The 21,643-nt window shown below is 71.4% G+C and carries 18 protein-coding genes and 1 pseudogene; 10 read left to right on the forward strand and 9 right to left on the reverse strand.

Features of this window, described 5'->3' with window-relative positions; all coding sequences use genetic code 11:
* A pseudogene (locus ACFHWY_RS10565) lies at window positions 1-232 on the reverse strand (hypothetical protein); the annotation flags it as partial.
* Window positions 233-562: 330 nt separating this feature from the next.
* On the opposite strand from ACFHWY_RS10565, the gene ACFHWY_RS10570 reads away from it, so the two are divergent.
* The 4 genes from ACFHWY_RS10570 (at window position 563) to mshC (ending at window position 4,130) form a co-directional block, all read left to right on the forward strand.
* Window positions 563-1,273, forward strand: coding sequence for a histidine phosphatase family protein (locus ACFHWY_RS10570; protein ID WP_416579957.1), 711 nt, complete (start codon window positions 563-565; stop codon window positions 1,271-1,273).
* A 133-nt stretch (window positions 1,274-1,406) separates the two neighbouring features.
* Window positions 1,407-1,982, forward strand: a complete 576-nt coding sequence (locus ACFHWY_RS10575) for a DUF3090 domain-containing protein (protein WP_416579958.1) — start codon at window positions 1,407-1,409, stop codon at window positions 1,980-1,982.
* Window positions 1,979-2,797, forward strand: a complete 819-nt coding sequence (locus tag ACFHWY_RS10580) for an SCO1664 family protein (protein ID WP_416579959.1) — start codon at window positions 1,979-1,981, stop codon at window positions 2,795-2,797. The genes ACFHWY_RS10575 and ACFHWY_RS10580 overlap by 4 nt, the downstream gene beginning before the upstream one ends.
* Before the next feature lie 94 nt (window positions 2,798-2,891).
* Window positions 2,892-4,130, forward strand: a complete 1,239-nt coding sequence (gene mshC, locus ACFHWY_RS10585; RefSeq protein WP_416579960.1) for a cysteine--1-D-myo-inosityl 2-amino-2-deoxy-alpha-D-glucopyranoside ligase — start codon at window positions 2,892-2,894, stop codon at window positions 4,128-4,130.
* A 105-nt stretch (window positions 4,131-4,235) separates the two neighbouring features.
* Here the strand turns inward: mshC and ACFHWY_RS10590 are convergent, their stop codons facing one another.
* Both ACFHWY_RS10590 and ACFHWY_RS10595 read right to left on the reverse strand, forming a co-directional pair.
* Window positions 4,236-5,027: a GntR family transcriptional regulator gene (locus ACFHWY_RS10590; RefSeq protein ID WP_416579961.1), complete on the reverse strand. Its 792-nt coding sequence runs from the start codon at window positions 5,025-5,027 to the stop codon at window positions 4,236-4,238.
* A gap of 139 nt (window positions 5,028-5,166) precedes the next feature.
* The gene (locus ACFHWY_RS10595; protein ID WP_416579962.1) at window positions 5,167-6,036 is read right to left on the reverse strand and encodes a PAC2 family protein; all 870 of its coding nucleotides are present in this window, start codon (window positions 6,034-6,036) and stop codon (window positions 5,167-5,169) included.
* 304 nt (window positions 6,037-6,340) lie between these two features.
* On the opposite strand from ACFHWY_RS10595, the gene metH reads away from it, so the two are divergent.
* On the forward strand, window positions 6,341-9,856 hold the full coding sequence (gene metH / locus ACFHWY_RS10600; RefSeq protein WP_416579963.1) for a methionine synthase: 3,516 nt from the start codon (window positions 6,341-6,343) through the stop codon (window positions 9,854-9,856).
* Between the two features lie 370 nt (window positions 9,857-10,226).
* Here metH and ACFHWY_RS10605 read toward each other — a convergent pair whose 3' ends face one another.
* A complete protein-coding gene (locus ACFHWY_RS10605; RefSeq protein ID WP_416579964.1) occupies window positions 10,227-10,373 on the reverse strand; it encodes a YciI family protein in 147 nt (48 codons plus the stop codon).
* A 230-nt stretch (window positions 10,374-10,603) separates the two neighbouring features.
* On the opposite strand from ACFHWY_RS10605, the gene ACFHWY_RS10610 reads away from it, so the two are divergent.
* On the forward strand, window positions 10,604-11,341 hold the full coding sequence (locus ACFHWY_RS10610) for a neutral zinc metallopeptidase (protein WP_416579965.1): 738 nt from the start codon (window positions 10,604-10,606) through the stop codon (window positions 11,339-11,341).
* A 100-nt stretch (window positions 11,342-11,441) separates the two neighbouring features.
* Window positions 11,442-12,089 (forward strand): HAD family hydrolase, encoded by a 648-nt coding sequence (locus ACFHWY_RS10615; RefSeq protein ID WP_416580135.1) that lies wholly within the window; start codon window positions 11,442-11,444, stop codon window positions 12,087-12,089.
* A gap of 67 nt (window positions 12,090-12,156) precedes the next feature.
* On the opposite strand, the gene ACFHWY_RS10620 is transcribed toward ACFHWY_RS10615, so the two are convergent.
* From ACFHWY_RS10620 to ACFHWY_RS10640, 5 genes are all read right to left on the reverse strand, one after another.
* Entirely contained in the window at window positions 12,157-14,706 is a 2,550-nt protein-coding gene (locus ACFHWY_RS10620; protein WP_416579966.1) for an ABC transporter permease, read from the reverse strand.
* A complete protein-coding gene (locus tag ACFHWY_RS10625) occupies window positions 14,706-15,473 on the reverse strand; it encodes an ABC transporter ATP-binding protein (protein WP_416579967.1) in 768 nt (255 codons plus the stop codon). The genes ACFHWY_RS10620 and ACFHWY_RS10625 overlap by 1 nt, the downstream gene beginning before the upstream one ends.
* A gap of 281 nt (window positions 15,474-15,754) precedes the next feature.
* Window positions 15,755-16,438: a response regulator gene (locus ACFHWY_RS10630; RefSeq protein ID WP_416580136.1), complete on the reverse strand. Its 684-nt coding sequence runs from the start codon at window positions 16,436-16,438 to the stop codon at window positions 15,755-15,757.
* A gap of 63 nt (window positions 16,439-16,501) precedes the next feature.
* Complete coding sequence (locus tag ACFHWY_RS10635; protein ID WP_416579968.1) at window positions 16,502-17,704, reverse strand: sensor histidine kinase; 1,203 nt, start codon at window positions 17,702-17,704, stop codon at window positions 16,502-16,504.
* 79 nt (window positions 17,705-17,783) lie between these two features.
* Window positions 17,784-18,698, reverse strand: coding sequence for a PD-(D/E)XK nuclease family protein (locus tag ACFHWY_RS10640; RefSeq protein ID WP_416579969.1), 915 nt, complete (start codon window positions 18,696-18,698; stop codon window positions 17,784-17,786).
* 83 nt (window positions 18,699-18,781) lie between these two features.
* Here ACFHWY_RS10640 and ACFHWY_RS10645 point away from each other — a divergent pair, with 83 nt between their 5' ends.
* The 3 genes from ACFHWY_RS10645 (at window position 18,782) to ACFHWY_RS10655 (ending at window position 21,638) form a co-directional block, all read left to right on the forward strand.
* Complete coding sequence (locus tag ACFHWY_RS10645) at window positions 18,782-19,954, forward strand: M50 family metallopeptidase (protein ID WP_416579970.1); 1,173 nt, start codon at window positions 18,782-18,784, stop codon at window positions 19,952-19,954.
* Window positions 19,951-20,967, forward strand: coding sequence for a tRNA (adenine-N1)-methyltransferase (locus ACFHWY_RS10650; protein WP_416579971.1), 1,017 nt, complete (start codon window positions 19,951-19,953; stop codon window positions 20,965-20,967). Before ACFHWY_RS10645 ends, ACFHWY_RS10650 begins: the two co-directional genes overlap by 4 nt.
* 98 nt (window positions 20,968-21,065) lie before the next feature.
* Complete coding sequence (locus ACFHWY_RS10655; protein WP_416579972.1) at window positions 21,066-21,638, forward strand: hypothetical protein; 573 nt, start codon at window positions 21,066-21,068, stop codon at window positions 21,636-21,638.
* Window positions 21,639-21,643 lie beyond the last annotated feature (5 nt).

Genomic DNA, 21,643 nt, shown 5'->3' on the forward strand with positions numbered 1-21,643 from the left:
CCCTCACATTCGCGACCTGCTCGTCACCAAGGTCGATCCGCGACTGCTCACCCTGCACACCGTGCGGGATCAGCGTGCCCATGTCCGGCTTGTCGGCCTGCACGGCGACGGCGATCGGGCTGGTCGCTACGGGGTCGGTGGAGCTGGTGTGGTTGAGAGGGCCGGCGGCGAGTCCGCCGGCGATGGTGAGTCCGGCGATGCCGAGGATGCTCTTGCGCAGCATGGTGTTCATCAGAGGGCTCCATTCGGGGGTTGGTTGTCGCCTGGCAACCCGGGGGAGGGATTGGGCGACGCCAAGCACCGTCAGGCGCTCGAAACGGGGAGGTCCGGCAGCCGCGTAAGGTGCCGGGGGTGTAACGACGGACCGGGGAGGCTCATTCCGAGGTCCGGGCGCCGGCTGAGGTGGTCGGTCGCCCTGCTCGGTCCGTCAGGATTTACAACGCCGCCGGCCCGCCCGCGATTCCGGCCTACGCTCACCAAGAATGCGACAAAACGGAAATCTCGTTCGAGGGGGGCGTCATGTCGGGAGGGTGTCCCGCCGGTCCGCCCGGGTTCTAGGGTTGTGCGCGTGGCGACACTTCTACTCCTGCGGCACGGACGCACCACCGCCAACACCTCGGGCGGCCTCGCTGGGCGACAACCGGTCGAGTTGGACGAAACCGGACGCGGCCAGGCGACCGCGGTGGGCGAACGGTTACGGCCGGTACCGCTGGTCGCTGTGGTGACCAGCCCGTTGATCCGCTGCCGCCAGACCCTGGAACTGGCGCTGCCCCAGGCGTCGCCGGTCGTCGAGGAGGGTCTGATCGAGTGCGGCTACGGCAGTTGGGAGGGCCAGCCGTTGAACAAGCTGGCCAAGGATCCGCTCTGGCCCGTGGTGCAGCAGCATCCCAGCGCGGCCGTCTTCCCCGAGGGCGAGGCGATGGCACAGATGGCATCCCGCGCCGTTGAGGCGGTACGCCGCTGGGACACCCGGCTGACCGCCGAGCACGGACCCGAGGCGGTCTGGGTGGCGTGCAGCCATGGAGACGTGATCAAGGCGATCGTGGCGGATGCGCTCGGCGTACACCTGGATCTCTTTCAGCGGATCGTGGTGGACCCGGCTTCGGTGACCGCCATCCGGTACACCCCGCTGCGGCCCTTCCTGGTCCGTCTCAACGACATCGGCGGTGATTTGGCCGGGCTGGTGCCGCCGACGGGTAAGCGGCGCCGCCGGGCCAGCCGGTCGACGAGTTCGGACGCCGCGGTCGGCGGCGGGGCGGGAACCCTGCGGTGAGCCGCCCCACGCGTCCCCGCGCCGTGCCCTGGGCCGCCGTGCCCTGGGCCGCGACCGCCGGAACTGGCCGGTACACGGCGACTCGGGCCGGTGCGATGCGCGGTGCGCCCGGCCGCCGGATAGGGTCGTGGGTATGACCCACCAGGTGTACGCCTTCGAGCCGCCGGAGCGGTTCGTCGCCGGGACCGTCGGGGCACCGGGAGAACGCACGTTCTTCCTCCAGGCGCGCGGCGGCGGGCGACTGGTCAGCGTCGCGCTGGAGAAGGTTCAGGTCTCCCTGCTCGCCGAGAAACTGGAGGAGTTGCTCACCGAGGCGCAGCGTCGGTTCGGTGTGGACCTGCCGGAGGCTCCGGTCTCCGCCGGTGACAACGAACCGCTGGAGATGCCGGTCGACGAGGAGTTCCGGGTCGGCACGCTGGGCTTGGCCTTTGACGCGGACACCGCGACCGTGGTGATCGAGGCGATCGCGGTCGGCGAGACGGAGGCCGAGATCGAGCTGGGTGAGTCGGAGGTGGACGAGCCCGAGGACATCGAGCCCGACGAGGATCTCGACCGGCTCCGGGTCCGGCTGACCCCCGAGGCGACCCGCGCATTCATCGAACGGGCCCGGCGTGTGATCAACGCCGGGCGGCCGCCGTGCCCGCTGTGCGGTCAGCCGCTCGACCCGACCGGCCACCTCTGCCCCCGAAACAACGGCTACCACCGGTGACCTCGTCCGACCTGGCGCCCCGGCAGGACGGCGACGCTGTGCTGAACCTGCTGCGTGACGGTGAGCTGACCGTCGAAGGTCGGCTGGTTGACGCGTCGAACACCACTTTGCGTGGCGTGTTGACGCGCGAGGGCGCGACGGCCCGCTGCGTGTACAAGCCGGTGCGCGGTGAGCGGCCGTTGTGGGATTTCCCCGACGGCACGCTGGCCGGCCGGGAGGTCGCCGCCTACCTGGTCTCCGCGGCCACCGGCTGGGACCTGGTGCCACCGACGGTGTTGCGCGACGGGCCGTTCGGGCCAGGTTCGTGCCAGCTCTGGATCGACAAGCCGATCGACGCCGACCCGCTGGTCGGGTTCGTGCCGGCCGACGCGCTGCCGCCCCGGTGGTTCCCGGTCGCGGCGGCTCGGGACGACGACGGCACCCCGTACGCCCTGGCGCACGCCGACGACCCGCGGTTGGCCCGACTCGCGGTGCTCGACGCGGTGATCAACAACGCGGACCGTAAGGGCGGCCACGTGCTGCACGGCGCGGACGACCGGATCCACGGGGTCGACCACGGCGTGAGCTTCCACGTGGAGGAGAAGCTGCGTACGGTGCTCTGGGGTTGGGCCGGCCGGCCGCTGCCGGCGGACGCGGTCTCCTCGCTCGATCAGCTGGCTCGTCAGGTCTCCGGCCACCTCGGCGAGGACCTTGCCGCGCACCTGACCCAGGGCGAGGTCACCGAGGTGGCGGCCCGGGTGGACCGGCTGCGTGATCGGGGCCAGTTTCCGCTGCCGTCGCCGGACTGGCCGGCGGTACCCTGGCCGCCGATCTGATCGGCCCGAGGCTTCCCGAGGGTCGTCGAGCCTGTCGCCTTGATCACTCCTGGGCCGGCGTGACGCCCCCCGGCGGCTGGCTAGGCTGACTGTCATGGACACTTGGGTGGGGCACGAGGTGCCGCGGCTGCCGGGCAGGAGCGAGCCGCTGAGGTTGTTCGACTCGGCGCGTCAGGGCGTGCACCCGGCCGACCCGGACGGCCCGGCCACCATGTACGTCTGCGGCATCACCCCCTACGACGCCACCCACCTCGGCCATGCCGCTACCATGATCACTTTTGATCTCGTGCAGCGGATGTGGCGCGACGCGGGCCATGACGTCCGGTACGTGCAGAACGTCACCGACATCGACGACCCGCTGCTGGAGCGGGCCGAGCGCGACGGCGAGGACTGGAAGGTCCTGGCGATGCGCGAGACGGCGCTGTTCCGCGAGGACATGGAAGCACTGCGGATCCTCCCGCCGGCGCACTACGTCGGCGCCGTCGAGTCGATTCCGGAGATCGCCGAGAAGGTGCTGGCACTGCTCAAGGACGATGCCGCGTACCGGCTGGACGACGAGACCGGCGACGTGTACTTCGACGTCTCGGCCGCGCCGCGGTTCGGCTACGAGTCCAATTTCTCCCGGCAACAGATGCTGAAGATTTTCCCTGAGCGCGGTGGTGACCCAACCCGGGTCGGCAAGCGTGACCCGCTGGACCCGTTGCTGTGGCGCGGGGCGCGTGCGGGCGAGCCGTCCTGGCCCGGTGGGGACCTGGGGCCGGGCCGGCCCGGTTGGCACATCGAGTGTGCGGTGATCGCCCTGGGCCTGCTCGGCTCCACTGTCGACGTGCAGGGCGGGGGCAACGATCTGGTTTTCCCGCACCACGAGTGTTCGGCCGCGCACGCCGAGCGGCTGACTGGCGAGGCGCCGTTCGCCGGCCACTACGTCCACGCCGGCATGATCGGTCTGAACGGCGAGAAGATGTCCAAGTCCCGCGGCAACCTGGTCTTCGTCTCCCGGCTGCGCGCCGACCGGGTGGACCCGGTGGCGGTCCGGCTGGCGTTGATCTCCGGGCACTACCGCGCCGACCGGACCTGGACCGACGACCTGCTGACCGCGGCGCAGGAGCGGTTGGGCCGCTGGCGTCGGGCCGCCGCCGCGCCCGCCGGGCCGTCGGGGTCGGCCTTCCTGGCCGGCGTACGCGACCGCCTCGCCGACGACCTCGACACGCCTGGCGCGCTGGCCGTGGCCGACACCTGGGCCGAGCGGGCTTTGGCCGGGGCCGCCGACGATTCCGCCGCCGCACCGCTGTTCGCCGACACCCTGGACGCCCTCCTCGGCGTCCACCTCTGACCGCCCGCCCTTGCCCTGCCCACGCTGGGCGTTCATGCGGTTGTGGCGCCCTTCTCGGTACGGTTCGCGGCTCGTGGGCAGTGTCACCAGTGCATGATCGCGGAGTCAGCCGAGGACGAGGCCCGGGTCCGGGTCGGGGTCCGCGCTGGGGGACGGGATCCGGTACTCCTCGGTCAGGGTGGTGACCGGGCCGGGCCAGGTGGCCTGGGCGACCTCGATCGGCTTGCGGTGTGCGTCGTATGCCACGTGCAGCAGGTGTAGGACCGGGGTGTCGGGCCGGATCTGGAGCATCTCGGACTCCTCGCGGCTGGGCTGCCGGGCGGTGATCGTGTCGGTGGCGGTCACGTAGCGGCGGCCGGTGGCCTCCTCGGCCTCCTGGTAGAGGGGGCGACCGAACGCCTTGGTGTGTTCCAGCGAGGTCCCGGTGGTGTCCGCGGGCAGGAACCAGGAGGCGCCCACCTCCACCGGGGAGTCCTCGGTGCGTACCAGGTGGCGGCGGCGGAGCAGCTCGGTGCCGTCCGGCACGCCGAAGGCGTCGGCCACCTCGGGTGGGGCGGGGGAGCGGCCGACGGAGACGAGCTGCTGCCGGTACCGGGCGGCCAGGTCGGTGTGGTAGCCCCGAAAGCCGCCGTAGCGGCCTCGGGACAGTCGGTTGAGTCGTCGCCGGGTGCCCCGCACGTACGTCCCAGAGCCGGGCTTGGTGATCAGAACGCCCTCGACCCGCAGCTGGTCGACGGCGCGCTGCACGGTCTGCTTCGCTACCCCGAACATCTCGGCGATGGCCGGAATCGACGGCAGCCGCTCGCCGGGTGCCCAGTCGCCCCGGCGGATCTGGGTTTTGAGTTGCGCGGCGATCTGCCGGTGCGGAAACTCGGCGACCCCCGGATTGATCTGCATGCCCGCCCCACCTCTCAGCTAGGGTCCTAGGATGCCCTATGTGGTGGGTGGCGCGCCACCCCCCGACACGGAATGCCCCGGTGAGACCACCGAGGCCCCGACGTGGTTGCCGGGGCCTCGGTGGAAACAGGGGAATGGGTTACCAGGAACCGGCGGTCGGGCCGGCCGACCCGCCTCGGCGGCGCAGGTACTTCTCAAACTCCTGAGCGATCTCGTCCCCGGTCAGCGGGGTGATGCCCGCGTCGCCGACGCGCTCCTCCAGTTCGCGGACGTACTCACCCAGTTCGGCGTCCTGCTCGGCGGCGCTGCGCACCCGCTGCTCCCACTCGGCCGCCTCCTCTGCGAGGTCGGCCATCGGGACCGGCAGGTCGAGCACCTCCTCGACCCGGTGCAGCAGGGCGAGTGTCGCCTTCGGGCAGGGCGGGTTGTTGGCGTAGTGCGGCACGTGCACCCAGAACGAGACCGCGTCCACCTCGGCATGGGTGCAGGCGTCGTGCAGTACGCCCACAATGCCGGTGGGCCCGTCGTAGCGGGTGGGGGTGAGCTGGTAGCGGCGCGCGGCGTCGGCGTCGGATGCGCTGCCGCTGATCGGCAGTGGCCGGGTGTACGGCACGTCGGCCAGCAGTGCGCCGAGCAGCACCACCCGTTCGACCTCCAGGCTGTGGCAGATCTCCAGCACCTGCTCGCAGAAGGTGCGCCAGCGCATGCTCGGTTCGATGCCGCGGATCAGCACCACGTCGCGGTCGGTGCCCTCGGGGCTGGCCACGGTGAACCGGGTCGTGGGCCACTCCACCCGGCGGGTGGCACCGTCGGACATGGCGATGGTGGGCCGGCTGACCTGGAAGTCGTAGAACTCCTCCGGGTCCAGCTCGGTGATCGGTCGGGCCTCCCACACCTGTTCCAGGTGCTCGACCGCGGCGGTCGAGGCGTCGGCCGCGTCGTTCCACCCCTCGAAGGCGGCGATGGCGACCGGGGACCGCAGCACCGGCAGGCCGTCGAACTCGGTCACGCCGTCACCCCACCCTGCTCGTCACCGGCGGCGCCGGGGCCGGCCCCGGTCGTCTGCCCGCGGTGCATGGTGATGTCGCTGTTGTCCTTCACGTCAGTCAGCCTACGTGCCGCGCCCGCACCCGGCCTGCCGGCCGCGCCGGATCAGCCCTCCGCCGGCATGGTGTGTCGTTGGCCACCGGCCGGCGGAAACGGCACCGATATCCGGTGCAACGGCGCAAATGTGCAGGGCGATCCCGGTGACACGATGTGGGAAGCAGCGGTGCGCGGGGCGCGGCGGTTGCCAGTCGCACTACCCTGACACGGTGCGGACTTCGTTGCTTGATGCGCTGGCAGGCCGAATTCTCATCGCCGACGGGGCGATGGGGACGATGCTCCAGGCCGCCGACCTGACCCTGGACGACTTCGACGACCTCGAGGGCTGCAACGAGATCCTCAACGTCACCCGGCCCGAGGTGGTACGCGGGGTGCATGAGGCGTACCTGGCTGCCGGCTCGGACTGCGTCGAGACCAACACCTTCGGTGCGAACCTCGCGAACCTGGCCGAGTACGACATCCAGCACCGGATCCGGGAGTTGTCCGAGGCCGGCGCCCGGATCGCGCGGCAGGCGGCCGACGCTCACAGCACGCCGCAACGGCCCCGCTTCGTGCTCGGCTCGATCGGCCCCGGCACGAAGCTGCCCACCCTCGGCCACGCCGCCTACGCCACGCTACGGGATGCCTACCAGGAGAACGCCGCCGGCCTGGTCGAGGGCGGCGCGGACGCGCTGATCATCGAGACCTGTCAGGACCTGCTCCAGGTGAAAGCCGCGGTGGTCGGCTCCCACCGGGCGATGGCGGAGCTGGGCCGCAAGGTTCCGCTGATCTGCCACGTCACCGTGGAGACCACCGGCACGATGCTGCTGGGCAGCGAGATCGGGGCCGCGCTGACCGCGATCGAACCGCTCGGCGTCGATCTGATCGGGCTGAACTGCGCCACCGGGCCGGCGGAGATGAGCGAGCACCTGCGTTACCTGTCCCAGCACGCCCGGGTACCGCTGTCGGTGATGCCCAACGCCGGCCTGCCGCAACTCACGGCCGACGGTGCGGTCTACCCGTTGACCCCGGTGGAGTTGGCCGACGCCCTGGAGCGCTTCGTCACCGAGTACGGTGTCTCGCTGATCGGCGGGTGCTGCGGTACCACCCCGGAACACATCGCGATGCTCTCCGACCGGCTGCACGGCACCCGGCCCGGCCCGCGGGAGCCCCGCACCGACGCCGGTGTCTCGTCGATCTACCACCATGTGCCGTTCGCGCAGGATGCCAGCGTGCTGATGGTGGGGGAGCGGACCAACGCCAACGGCTCGAAGGCGTTCCGGGAGGCGATGCTCGCCGCCGACTGGCAGGCCTGCGTGGAGATCGCCCGCAGCCAGGCCCGGGACGGCTCGCACCTGCTGGATCTGTGCATCGACTACGTCGGGCGCGACGGCACCAGCGACATGCGTGAACTGGCCGGCCGCTTCGCCACCGCCTCCACCCTGCCGATCATGCTCGACTCCACCGAGCCGCCGGTGATCGAGGCCGGTCTGGAGATGCTCGGCGGTCGGTGCGTGGTCAACTCGGTGAACTTCGAGGACGGCGACGGCCCGGAGTCCCGGTACGCCCGGGTGATGCCGGTGGTCGCCGAACACGGCGCGGCCGTGGTCGCGCTGCTGATCGACGAGGAGGGCCAGGCGCGTACGGCGGAGTGGAAGGTGCGCGTCGCCGAGCGCCTGATCGACGACCTCACCGGCCGGTGGGGGATGCGCCGGTCCGACATCCTCATCGACGCGTTGACCTTCCCGATCGCCACCGGGCAGGAGGAGACCCGCCGCGACGGCATCGAGACCATCGAGGCGATCCGGGAGATCGCCCGCCGCTGGCCGGGAGTGAACTTCACGGCCGGCATCTCGAACGTCTCGTTCGGGTTGAACCCGGCGGCCCGTCAGGTACTCAACTCGGTCTTCCTGCACGAGTGCGTGCAGGCCGGTCTGACCTCGGCGATCGTGCACGCCAGCAAGATCCTGCCGATGTCGAAGATCCCCGACGCGCAGCGCGAGATCGCGCTCGACCTGATCTACGACCGCCGTCGCGAGGGCTACGACCCGGTGCAGCGGTTCATCGAGGTCTTCGAGGGGGTCGACGCCGCCTCGGCGCGGGCCACCCGGGCCGAGGAGTTGGCCGCGCTGCCACTCAACGAGCGGCTCAAGCGGCGGATCATCGACGGTGAGCGCAACGGCCTGGAGGCCGACTTGGAGGCGGCGATGGCCGCCGGCACGGCACCACTGTTGATCATTAACGACATCCTGCTGGACGGCATGAAGGTCGTCGGCGAACTGTTCGGCTCCGGGCAGATGCAGCTGCCGTTCGTACTCCAGTCCGCCGAGGTGATGAAGACCGCGGTGGCGTACCTCGAACCGCACATGGAGAAGGCCGACGACGGCGGCAAGGGCAGAATCGTGCTCGCCACGGTCAAGGGCGACGTGCACGACATCGGCAAGAACCTGGTCGACATCATCCTGTCCAACAACGGCTACGAGGTGGTCAACATCGGCATCAAGCAGCCGATCTCCGCCATCCTCGACGCCGCCGAGCAGCACCGTGCCGACGCCATCGGCATGTCGGGCCTGCTGGTCAAGAGCACGGTCATCATGAAGGAGAACCTCGCCGAGATGGCCACCCGCGGGGTCGCGGAGCGCTGGCCGGTGCTGCTCGGCGGCGCGGCGCTGACCCGGGCGTACGTCGAGGACGACCTGCGGTCGGTCTTCCCAGGCCAGGTGCACTACGCCCGCGACGCCTTCGAGGGACTGTCCCTGATGGACCGGGTGATGACCGCCAAGCGCGGCGGCGCTCCGGTGATTGACGCCGACCGGGAAGCGGCCCTGGCGGCGCGGCGGGCCCGCCGGGAGCGGCAGCGCGCCGTGGTCGCCGAGTCACTGCCGGAGCTGCACGACGCCTCGGTACGCTCCGACGTGGCCGCCGACGCGCCGGTGCCCAGGGCGCCGTTCTTCGGCACCCGGGTCATCAAGGGGGTGCCGCTGGCCGACTACGCGTCGCTGCTGGACGAGCGGGCCACCTTCATGGGCCAGTGGGGTCTGCGTGGCGCGCGCGGCGGCAAGGGTCCGTCCTACGAGGAGCTGGTGGAGACCGAGGGCCGGCCCAGGCTGCGCTACTGGCTGGACCGCTTGATCTCTGACCAGGTGCTGGAGGCGGCCGTGGTCTACGGCTACTTCCCGGCGTACGCCGAGGGCAACGACTTGGTGCTGCTGGACGAGAACGGCCACGCGGAGCGCGCCCGGTTCTCGTTCCCCCGGCAGCGGCAGGAACGGCGGCTGTGCCTGGCCGACTTCTTCCGTCCGCGTGGCGAGGAGCTGGACGTCGTCGGGTTGCAGCTGGTCACTGTCGGCCAGCCGGTCAGCGAGTACGCGGCCAAGCTGTTCGCCCGCAACGAGTACCGCGACTACCTGGAGGTGCACGGGCTGTCCGTGCAGCTCACCGAGGCCCTCGCCGAGTACTGGCACAAACGGGTCCGGGCCGAGCTGACGCTGCCCGACGGCCGAACCGTCGCCGACGACGACCCGGCGGACCTGGCGGGCCTGCTGCGCACCGACTACCGGGGCTGCCGGTACGCGTTCGGATACCCGGCCTGCCCGGATCTGGAGGACCGCGCGAAGATCGTGGAGTTGCTCGGTGCCGAGCGAATCGGTGTGCAGCTGTCGGAGGAGTTCCAGCTCATGCCCGAGCAGGCCACCGACGCCATCGTCGTCCACCACCCCGAGGCCAGCTACTTCAACGCCAGGTAGGGCCGGCCTCCGGTCACGGCGTCGTCCTTGCACAGTCGGCGCCGGCTGAGTGCGGGGGGCGCGCTGTCGAGCTGATGGCGTGCACGGATCGCGGCCTGCTCCTGGCGAGGTGCTCCCGGCCGGCCGCTAGCGGGTGGAGCCGAGGTAGGCGCGAAGCGTCGCCGCGATCTCGCCGGCGGCGAGCTGTTCCGGGCTGAGTGCGTCGACGAAGAGTTCCCGGACGGCGCGCAGGTGGGAATGGTGGCACCATGGAACGCCTGGGCGCCGGGTCCGCCCACCGGAGAGAAGCCGGCGGCCGGCGGGGTCCTCCCGGCACCGCCGGGTCTGCTCGGCCCGGAGCAGGTCGGTCAGCCGCGGGCGGCCACCGTGATCAGCCAGGCCCCCGGTTTTCCGGTACGCCGGCGGCGATCTCGGCGGCCCGGTCGTAGCCGGAGCACTCCACCACCGTGTATCCGGCGAGCACCTCCGGCGTCTTCGGGTACGGCCCGTCGGTGGCCACCGGCGCCCCGTCCCGCACCTGGATCCGCTGGTTTCACGGCTGTCTGCTCTGCTGCCGGTACCGTTCTGGTGCCGGCCACCGGAGACGTCGGAGCCGGCTGCCCGTTCCGGACACGAGTCGTGGCGCTTTCGTGGTGACCCTATGCGCGTCGGTGAACCGGAGGGGTCGCTGAGGCGTACCAGAGGGCAACGGGCATGAGGGGCCTACCGTCGGGGTACTGGGGCCGTATCAACGTGGGAGGCACGACGGTGAGGGCAGGTGGGCGAGGACGGCGTCGGGGACGGCTCGCCGGGCTGACGGTGGCGCTGGTGGCGGCGGCCGCGTGCATGGTGGAGCCGGTGGGTCAGCCGGCGGAACCGACGGAGCGACGGCAACCGGCGTCGCCGGGCGCCGAGGTGACCCGGGCGGACGGCACCGACACGGTCGAGGAGTTCCGGCAGGACATGGCCGACGCCCAGCGCCTCGCCGAGCAGTACTGGGCCGGGCAGTTCCGCGCCTCCGGGCAGTCGTTGCGCCCGATCCGGCAGGTCGTCACCTACCAGCGCGACGGCGAGGTCACCTGCGGCGGCCAGGAGGTACCCCGCAACAACGCCGTCTACTGCACGGTCAGCGACTTCATCGCCTACGACATCAACTGGTCCTTCGGCGCGTTCCGGCAGATCGGCGACGCGTTCGTGTTCTACCTGCTTGCCCACGAGTACGCACACGGCATCCAGACCCGGCTCGGTATCCGCTACACCTTCACCATCCAGCAGGAGTTGCAGGCCGACTGCATGGCCGGGGCGTTCCTCGGTGACTCGGTGCGCGCCGGCACGCTCACCCTTGAGGACGGCGACCTGGCGGAGTTCAACGAGGGCCTGCTGGCCGTCGGCGACGATCCCGGTCAGCCGTGGTTCGCCGAGGGCTCGCACGGCACCCCCGAGCAGCGGTCCGAGCACTTCTTCCGGGGCTACGAGCGGTCCCTGTCCGCCTGCGATCTCGGTTGAGAAAGGTCACTGTGCCGGGCGCGTCGCGGTCGTGGGCTGACAGGATCCATCGGGTACCCGAACCGAGGAGGATCCGGTGAGCAGCGCCCACCCGGCCGCCGTGCTCTTCGACATGGACGGCACCCTGGTCGACAGCGAGCGGCTGTGGGACGTCGCCCTGCAGGAACTCGCCGAGGCGTACGGCGGCGTGCTCTCCGCCGACGCCCGCCGGGCGATCGTCGGCACCGGCATGGCCGACTCGATGCGTATCCTGCATGACGACCTGGGCCAGTCGCACCGGGACCCACAGGTCAGCGCCGAGTGGATCAATGCTCGGATCCTGGAGTTGTTCCGCACCGGGCTGCAGTGGCGGCCGGGCGCGTTGGCGTTGCTGGGGGCGGTGCGGCAGGCACGGATCCCGACCGCCCTCGTCACCTCCAGTGGCCGGGCGCTCGTCGAGATCGCGCTGGACACGCTCGGCCGGGGGAGCTTCGACGTGGTGGTCTGCGGCGACGAGGTCGACTCGACCAAGCCGCACCCCGAGCCGTACCTGACGGCCGCCCGGCTGCTCGGCGTACCGATCGACAGGTGTGTGGCGATCGAGGACTCGGCGACGGGCGTGGCCAGTGCGGTCGCCGCAGGGGCGGCGGTGCTGGCCGTGCCGGCGGAGGTGCCGCTCGCGCCCCGCGACGGCGTACATCAGTTGGAGAGTCTGCTCTCGGCGGACCTGGCGTTGCTGGCCGGGCTGCTGGGCCGGACGTCCGTCTGAGCAGAACGCGTCAGAAAGGGCCCCCTGTACAACGCCTGGCGTTGTACAGGGGGCCCTTTCTTGCGCCTCAGTCGTGGGCGATGGCGCCCAGGACGTTGATCCGGGCGGCCCGGATCGCCGGCAGGACCGCGGCGATCACGCCGATCAGCGCGGCCAGGCCGAGGAATACACCCATCTGGCTCCAGGGCAGCACCAGCTTGGTGATGCCCTCGTCCCGCAGCGCCTCGACCACCGCGGCACCGAGGCCGGCGCCGACGGCCACGCCGAGCAGCGCGCCGAACACCGAGATCACCACCGCCTCCACCGTGATCATGCCCATGGTCTGCGACCGGCGCAGGCCGATGGCGCGCAGCAGGCCCAGCTCTCGGGTCCGCTCCAGCACTGACAGCGCCAGGGTGTTGATGATGCCGAGGACGGCGATCACGATGGCCAGCGCCAGCAGAATCTGGATCATCTGGAGCAGGCCGTCGAGCTGGCCGGTCTGCTCCTCGATGAACGCCTGCCGGTCGGCCACCGACACCTCCGGGCTGTTCACCAGCAGCGCCTCGACGCGCGGCTGAACGTCGGCCACCCGGGCGCCCGGTTCGAGTTGGATGAACGCCTGGATCGGCTGGGTGATGCTGAAGTTGCGGGCGGCCTCGGCCGGCAGTGTCACCGGGCCGAAGATCGGCGAATCCTCGTAGATGCCGGTGACCGTGTAGGTCTGCGAGTCGCCTCGGGCGAGCTGCACCGGCAGCGTCGAGCCGACCGACAGCCCGAGCGAGGTCGCCGTGTCCGAGCTGACCAGGATCTGGCCGGCCGCCAGCCGGTCGATGTCCCCGGCGGTGGCCGTTCCCCCGTAGATCTGCCGCATCGCGGCCGGCTCGGTGACCGCCGCCACCCAGGTGCGCTCGTCGCCGACCAGCGCCATGTCGCCGTACTGGCCGTCGACCATGCGGACCCCGGGAATCGCCTTCGTCTCCTCCAACACGGCCGGGTCGAAGCTCGGCGGGCGAGGTCCGCTCTGCACCCCCGCGATCACCAGCTCCGCCGCGACGGTGTCCTCGACCAGCCCGCTGATGCTGCTCTTGGCCGAGTCGAGGATCACCGTGATGCCGGTGACCAGGGCGATGCCGACCATGAGTGCGGCGGCGGTGATGGCCGTGCGGCGCGGGTTGCGACCGGAGTTGAGCCGGCCCAACCTGCCCGGCACCCAGCCGGAGAAGATCGCGCCGAGCGCCGCCACCACCGGCTTGCTGATCAGCGGCGTCAGCAGGGCCACCCCGATGAACGCGAACAGCACGCCACCGAGGATCGCGGCCAACGTGCTACCGCCCGCGTAGCCGCCGAGGCCGAGGAAGAGCAGCGTGGCGCCGATCGCGGTGACCAGCGCGCCGGCGACGGTGACCTTGGTTAGTGGCCGGTCGGGCGTGGCCACGTCCTGCATGGCCGCGATCGGGGGGATCCGTGCGGCCCGCAGCGCCGGCAGCAGCGCCGCCACCACGGTGATCACCAATCCGACACCGAACGCGCCGATCACCGCCGCCGCTGGCACCGCCACTCCGGCCAGGGCGATCCCACCGGTGAGGTTGCCGAACAGGTACGCCAGCAGCGCGCCGACCCCGATGCCGGCGGCCAGGCCGAGCGCCGAGGCGATCAGGCCGACGGCGATGGCCTCCAGCACCACCGAACCGATGATCTGCTTGCCGCTGGCACCCACGGCCCGCAGCAACGCCAACTCCCGGGTGCGCTGCGCCACGATGATCGAGAAAGTGTTCAGGATGAGGAACGTGCCGACCAGCAGGGCGACCGCGGCGAAGCCGAGCAGGATGCGGTTGAAGAACGAAAGCCCTTCCTTCAGACTCGCGGCGGCATCGGCGGAGAGCTGCTCGCCGGTCTTGACCACGTAGTCGTCGCCCAGTGCCGTGGCCACCGAATCGCGTAGCTCGTCGTCGGAGACGCCGGCGGCGGCGGTCACCACGACGTTGGTGAACACGTCCGGCTCGCCCAGCATCAGCTGCTGGGCGACCGGGGTGTTGAACAGGACCTCGTTGACGCCACCGAGGGAGTCCCGGTCACCGCTGTAGCCGAAGATGCCGACGATGGTGAAGTCGTTGCGCGGCTGGAGGGTGAGCACGCCCACCCGGTCGCCGAGCGCCACCTTGCCGGCGCTCGCCAGCCCCTTGTTGATCACAATTTCGTCGTCGGCCTGCGGCTCCCGGCCCTCGCGCAGCTGCACCAGGTCACTCTCGCCGGTCCAGTTGCCGCCCAGCTGAGGCGGCCCGAACGAGGTGACCACCTTGCCGTTGCCGCCGATCAGGCGGGCCCCGTCGGTGACCACCACGCCCGTGGCCTCGGCCACCCCGGGCACCCCACGCACCGTCTCCACCGTGTCCGCCGGGAACGGCGCCGCGAGCTGTTCGCCCTCGAACTCGCTGATCTGGAGCTTCGGCTTGCCGGCCACGTTGACGTCGACCTCGGCGTACGCGTCGGCGAACAGCGAGTCGAAGGAACGCCCGAGGGTGTCGGTCAGCACGAAGGCACCCGAGACGAACATGACGCCGAGCACCACGGCCAGGCCGGACAGGATCAGCCGGATCTTGCGGGCCAGTAGGCTCTTCAGAGTCGCCCGGAACATCAGCCGGCCACCTCGGCCGGAGTGTCGAGCTTCTTCATCGTGTCCAGCACCGTCTCGGCGGTCGGCTCGATCAACTCGGAGACGATCTGCCCGTCGGCGAGGAACACCACCCGGTCGGCGTACGCGGCCGCGGTCGGGTCGTGGGTCACCATGACGATGGTCTGGCCGTGCTCGCGGACCGAGTTGCGCAGGAAGTTCAGCACCTCCGCGCCCGAACGCGAATCCAGGTTGCCGGTCGGCTCGTCGGCGAAGATGACCTCGGGCCGGGCCACCAGGGCCCGCGCGCACGCCACCCGCTGCTGCTGGCCGCCTGAGAGCTGCGCCGGCCGGTGGTCCAGCCGGTCCCGCAGGCCGACCGTGTCGATCACCACGTCGTACCATGCCGGGTCCGGCTTGCGCCCGGCGATCGACAGCGGCAGCAGGATGTTCTCCTTGGCCGTCAACGTGGGAAGCAGGTTGAACTGCTGGAAGATGAAGCCGACCTTGTCCCGGCGCAGCTTCGTCAGACCCGAGTCACCGAGACCGGTGACCGTGGTGTCGCCCACCTCCACCGTCCCCCGGGTCACCGTGTCCAGCCCGGCCAGGCAGTGCATCAGCGTCGACTTGCCGGAGCCCGATGGGCCCATGATCGCCGTGAACCGGCCGCGCTCGAACTCGGCGCTGACCCCCCGCAGCGCGATGACCTGCGCCTCGCCGCTGCCGTACACCTTCCACACGTCGCTCGCCCGGGCTGCGGCCGATGCCGGCTGGCCTGTCGTAGCGGTCACGTTACGTACCTCTCCGTCGCGTCTGATCGCACCGCCCCCGCTGGACCGGTGCGAGTCCATCATCTGTGCTGCCCGCCGCCGATCCGTCCGACTCCGGGCGGAGTCGACGCGGACTTCCGGCTGCGGGTACCCCCCAATCGAAGTCAGGGTTGTCCCCGACTCCGGCACCCGTCGGTCGATCACACCCGGCGGGCACGATCATCCTGGACGTTGCCGCCGCGTCAGGGTCAACCGATTTTCACCGCAGGTCGTCACGGTAGGTGACGGATGCAACGCTCGTGTTACGACCCAGGTCGGACCAGACCCGATTCGTAGGCCAGTACCACCGCCTGCACCCGGTCGCGCAGCCCGAGCTTGGTCAACACGTGGCCGACGTGGGTCTTGATGGTGGTTTCGCTGACCGTCAACGCCCGGGCGATCTCGGCGTTGGACAACCCCCGGGCGACCTGCACCAGTACCTCCCGTTCCCGCTCGGTCAGCGTGCCTAGCGCCTTCGGGGGCACCGCGGCCGGATCCGGGAGGATGTCGGCGAAGCGGTCCAGCAGCCGTCGTAGGATCCGCGGCGCCACCACCGCGTCACCGGCGGCCACCGTGTGTATCGCGGTGACCAGGTCCTCGGCCGGCACGTCCTTGGCCAGGAACCCGCTCGCCCCGGCCCGCAGCGCCCCCACCACGTACTCGTCGAGGTCGAAGGTGGTCAGGATGAGTACCCGCACCGGCAACCGGGCGTCGACGATGGTCCGGGTGGCGCTCACCCCGTCCATCCGGGGCATCCGAATGTCCATCAGCACCACGTCCGGCAGTAGCCGACGGGACAACTCCACCGCCTCCACCCCGTCGCCGGCCTCGGCCACGATGTCCAGGTCGGCCTCCGCGCCGAGCACCATCCGGAAGCCGGTACGCAGCAGCGGCTGGTCGTCGGCGAGCAGGATACGCACCGGTCGGGTACTCGCCGGATCGGCCATCTGATCCTCCACACTCGCCTCGGTCACCGGACCACTTCCGTTCGCGCGCCGGAGCATCTTCGCTCACCGGACCCCCCTGCCGCCGTCGGCCGGTGGCTCGACCGGGATCCAGGCGTACACCCGGTAGCCGCCGCCGGTGCGTCCGCCGGTGTGCAGGATTCCACCGTAGAGGCCGACCCGCTCCCGCATCCCGACCAGGCCGTGCCCGATCCGGTCGGGGTCGGGCGACGGCCCACGGCCGGTGTCGGTGACCTCGACCTCGACGGCGTTGCCGGCGAAGCTGACCCGTACCTGCGCGGTGGCCGTGCCGGCGTGCTTGAGCGCGTTCGTCAACGCCTCCTGCACGATTCGGTATACGGTCAGCGCCTCGCCTTCCTCGAGCGGCCCCGGGGTGCCCTCGACGGTCAGCGTGACCGGCAGCCCGGCGTCGCGGACCTGCTCGGTCAACGCCTCGATACCGGCGATGCCCGGCTGCGGCGTCAACTCGGCCGCCGGCTCGGCCTCGGTACGCAGCACGTCGAGCAGCCGACGCAGTTCCCGCAGCGTCGCCCGGCTCGTCTCCTCGATGGTGGCGATCGCCTCGTCGGCGGCGTCGATGTCGCGGCGCAGCACCCGTCGCACCCCGGTGGCCAGCACCCCCATCACGCTGACATGGTGCGCCACCACGTCGTGGAGTTCCCGGGCGATGCGTCGCCGCTCGTCGGCGACCGCCTGCTCGGCTAGGGCCCGCTGGTTGGCCTCGGCGGTCCGAGCCCGCTCCCGCAGCGCCTCGGTGGAGGACCGCCGGGCGTGCACCGTCCGGCCCACCGAGAACGACACGATCCCCACCAGGAGGTTGTTCGCCACCAAAAAGGCGGTGCTGAGCTGCGGCATGCCCGCTGGCGGCGTCATGGTGGTCACCACCGCCACCGGCGCCCACAACGCCACCGCCGCCACCAGCGCCGGTCGTGCCGGCCGGAACGCGGCCATCGTGTAGGTGAGCACCATGAAGGTGAGGCTCTGCGTGGTCGGCGCCACCTCGATCGTGACGGGCAGCAGCAGGGTCGCCACCGCGGCCAGCACGGCCGGCCAGGGCGCCACCCGCCGCAGCGCCACCGGCGCCGCGCACAGCGTGCTCCAGCCCAACGCCGCCGGCAACGGTCGGGGCCAGAACTCCCGTGGGGTCAGCAGGGTGAACAGCACCTCCGCCAGGACCAGCCCGGCGGCGAGCAACACGTCGCCTGCCAACGGTCTCCCGCGTAGCCACTCCCTCAGCTCGGTACCCACGCCACGACGCTAGCCGCCCGTGCTGTCGAGAGATCGTCTTGTGCGATGACCCGGCTCTCATCCCCGGTGACGAGAACGTCTACTCGTCGGCGCCCGGGGTTGCCGGGCGGGTACGGGCGTCGCGCAGCGGACCCGGCACCGCAGCCTGTTCGGGGAAGGGGGGTGGGGTGCCGCCGTAGCTGGGGCAGTGCGCCTGATGGCTGCACCAGTCGCAGAGCCGGCTCGGCCGGGGCCGGAAGTCCTGTGCGGCGGTGGCCTGCTCGATGGCCCGCCACAGCGCCACCACGGTGCGCTCGAAACGCAGCAGTTCCTCGGCGTCGGGGCTGTAGTCGCACACCTCGGCGTCCTTGAGGTAGAGCAGGCGCAGTACCCGGGGCACCACGCCCCGGGTACGCCACAGCACCAGGGCGTAGAACTTCAGCTGGAACAGGGCCCGGGCCTCGAACGCCTCACGCGGTGCGCCGCCGGTCTTGTAGTCCACCACCCGCAGGGCGCCGTCGGGGGCGACGTCGAGCCGGTCGAGGTAGCCCCGGATCAGCAACTCGTCGTCGACGACCGCCGAGATCAGGCTTTCCCGCTCGGACGGCTCCAGCCGGCGCGGATCCTCCACCGCGAAGTATCCGTCGAGCAGGGCGGCCGCGGAGCGGAGGAAGTCCGCCACGGCCGGCGGGGAGTCGACGGCGAACACCCCGGCCAGCTCCGGCTGCTCGGTGACCAGGCGGTCCCACTGGGGGGCGACGAGGTCACCGGCGGCGTCCGGGGTACGCCCGGACGCCGGCAGGTCGAACAGCCGCTCCAACACCGCGTGCACCAGCGTGCCCCGAACCTGCTCCACGGTGGGCCGTTCAGGCAGCCGGTCGATGCTGCGAAACCGGTAGAGCAGCGGGCAGGTCTTGAAATCCGCCGCCCGCGAGGGTGACAGCGAGGCCCGCACCGTCGCCGGCAACGGGGTCGGAGTCGGGGCCTGCTGGGTGATCGCCGGATCCGCCGTCATGCCCCGGAAGGTTAGGGCACCGGTGTGACAGGACTGCCGCCACCGCCCCGGTAGGTGATCTCCCGCCGCGTAGCATCAGCCCGATGGAGCAGCGGAGGCGACCGCGGGCGGGCCGGCGCCCAGGCATGCAGGTGGGTCGGGTCTTCGGCGTGCCGCTGTACCTGAACGCCTCGATCCTGCTGCTCGCCCTACTGATCATCTTCCTGTACGGCGAGCTGGCCGGCCAGCGGTTGCAGCTCTCCCCGCTCGGCGGCTACCTGGTCGGTGCCGGTTTCGTCGTCGCGCTGCTCGGCTCGGTGCTCGCCCACGAACTCGGGCACGCCCTCACCGCCCGACACTTCGGCATCGGGGTGCGAGGGATCACCCTGGAGCTGCTCGGCGGGTACACCGAGATGGACCGCGACGCACCGTCGCCCCGGGTGGATCTGCTGGTGTCGCTGGCCGGGCCGGCGGTCTCCGCGGTCCTCGGTGTGGTGGCGGTCGCCGCGACCCTGGCCCTGCCCGACCGCACCGTGGCCGACCAGCTCGCCTTCCAGCTGGCGGCGAGCAACGTCATCGTCGCGTTGTTCAACGTTCTGCCCGGCCTGCCCTTGGATGGCGGACGAGCGTTGCGGGCGGCGATCTGGGCTCTGACAAGCGACCGGCATCGGGCTACCGAGGTGGCCGGCTGGGCCGGCCGGGTGCTCGCGGTGACCACCGGGCTGCTGGTGGCGGCGCTCTACGCGATCGACGTGCTGAGCCTGCTGGCGCTGCCCCTGACGGCGCTGGTCGCCCTCACCCTCTGGCACGGCGCCGGGCAGTCGATCAGGATGGCCCGGGTCGCCCGGCGCCTCCCGCTGGTCGACCTGGCCGGCCTGGCCCGCCCGGTGTACGCCGTACCCACCGCCACCCCGCTGGCCGAGGCGCTGCGCCAGGCCGCCGAGGCGGCGGCGGGGCACCCGAGCGGGCCGGCGCGTCCGCCGGTCGCCCTGCTGGTGGCCGACTCCGCCGGTCGGCCGGTGGCCGTGGTAGACCCGGCCGCGGCGGCGGCCGTGCCGGAGGCCCGCCGTCCCTGGTTGGACGTCGACGCGGTCGCCCGCTCGATCGCCGACCTGCCCACGATGTCGGTCGCCACCGACGGGGAACGGGTGCTGGAGACCGTGCAGGCCCACCCGGGCGCACAGTACGTGGTGACGGCAGGCGAAGATGTCGTCGGCGTTCTGCACATCGCGGATCTGGCTCAACTGCTCGAACCTCACCGGAAGATGAACACGTGACCGTCACCCACTCCGCCAACCCGGCCACCGACGTCCCCGAGGACAGGGCGGCACCGCCCGCCGTGCACCGGGGGCCGTTCCGGCCCGGCGACCGGGTGCAGCTGACCGACCCCAAGGGGCGGATGCGCACGGTCACCCTGGAGCCGGGTAAGGCGTTCCACACCCATCGGGGCATCCTGGCGCACGACGAGCTGATCGGCCTGCCCGACGGCAGCGTCGTCACCACCTCCGGTGGCGGCACCGCCTATCTGGCCCTGCGCCCGCTGCTGTCGGACTACGTGCTGTCGATGCCCCGTGGCGCCCAGGTGATCTATCCGAAGGACGCCGCGCAGATCGTCGCGATGGGCGACGTCTTCCCCGGTGCCCGGGTCCTGGAGGCGGGTGCCGGCTCGGGGGCGCTGAGCTGCTCTCTGCTGCGGGCCGTCGGTACCTCCGGGGACCTGCACTCCTACGAGTTGCGCGACGACTTCGCCCAGATCGCCCGGCGCAACGTCGAGTCGTTCTTCAACGGTCCGCACCCGGCCTGGCACCTGCACGTGGGCGATGTCGGGCAGTGTCGGGAGACCGGTTTCGACCGCATCATCCTGGACATGCTGACCCCCTGGGAGAACCTCGACATGGTCGAGCGGGCGTTGCTGCCCGGCGGGGTGTTCATCGGCTATGTGGCCACCACCCCGCAGCTGTCCGAGCTGGTGGAGGCGCTGCGGGAGCGTGGGGGCTGGACCGAGCCGCGGGCCTGGGAGTCACTGGTACGGGACTGGCACGCCGAAGGGCTGGCGGTTCGCCCCGACCATCGGATGATCGCGCACACCGCGTTCCTCGTATCCGCGCGTAAGCTCGCCCCCGGAGTCACCGCTCCGCCGCGGCGTCGCAAACCCAGCAAGGGCAGCGAGGCGTACGCGCAACGTCGCCAGGCGCTGCGCGAGGCGGAGGCGGCGCGGCAGGCAGCGCCGGTGGACGCGCAGGTCGAAGGGGGACGACCCGACGTGCCGCAGGAGACGGACAGGCCGTGACGGCGGAATGGGGCGGCTGGGTGTGAAGGGGCTGATCCTGCGAGCGGGTCGGCGGTGGCCGGCGGTGACGGCATGAGCGCGCGGAGCGGGGTGACGGCATGAGCCGTCCCGGTTTCGGCGGCGGCGACCTGCCCGCGGTCTTCCCTGACTGGTCGCCCTACACGGATCTCGAATCGGCGGCGCGGGCCTACCTGCGGGACCCGGACGTCGCCCTGGAGGCCCTCGGCGGTGTGTTGCGCGGAGCGTCGGTGCTTAGCTTCACCCTGGAACGCTTCGTCAACGAGGTGAACGGGGTGTGGCAGGAGGTCGTCGTCTGCGACGGCAGTCGCCTGGTGCTGTGGCACGGCGAGGACGTGCCACCGGGGGAGGGGCCGCCCGGCTCGATGACCTCGTCGCTGCGGGTCGTACCGGCATCGTCGGTCACCGAGGTCGGCTGCCGCCGGAGGCTGTTCCGCCACGACAACGGCGATATCCGGGTCGACAGCATCGATGTCTACCTGCTGCTGACCTCGCTGGACGAGTCGCCACCGGGCGAGGAGACGACCGGTGGGCCGCGCCACGACGCACTGCGTTTCGGCAAGACGCTCGACGACGGCGGTGCCGGGCAGATCGCCCGGTTGGAGGAGTTCGCCAGGCTGGTCGCCTCGGTGGTCGGCCGCCCGCTGCTGTAGCGGGC

The organism is Micromonospora sp. LOL_024 (assembly GCF_048060415.1).
Classification (GTDB): Bacteria; Actinomycetota; Actinomycetes; order Mycobacteriales; family Micromonosporaceae; genus Micromonospora.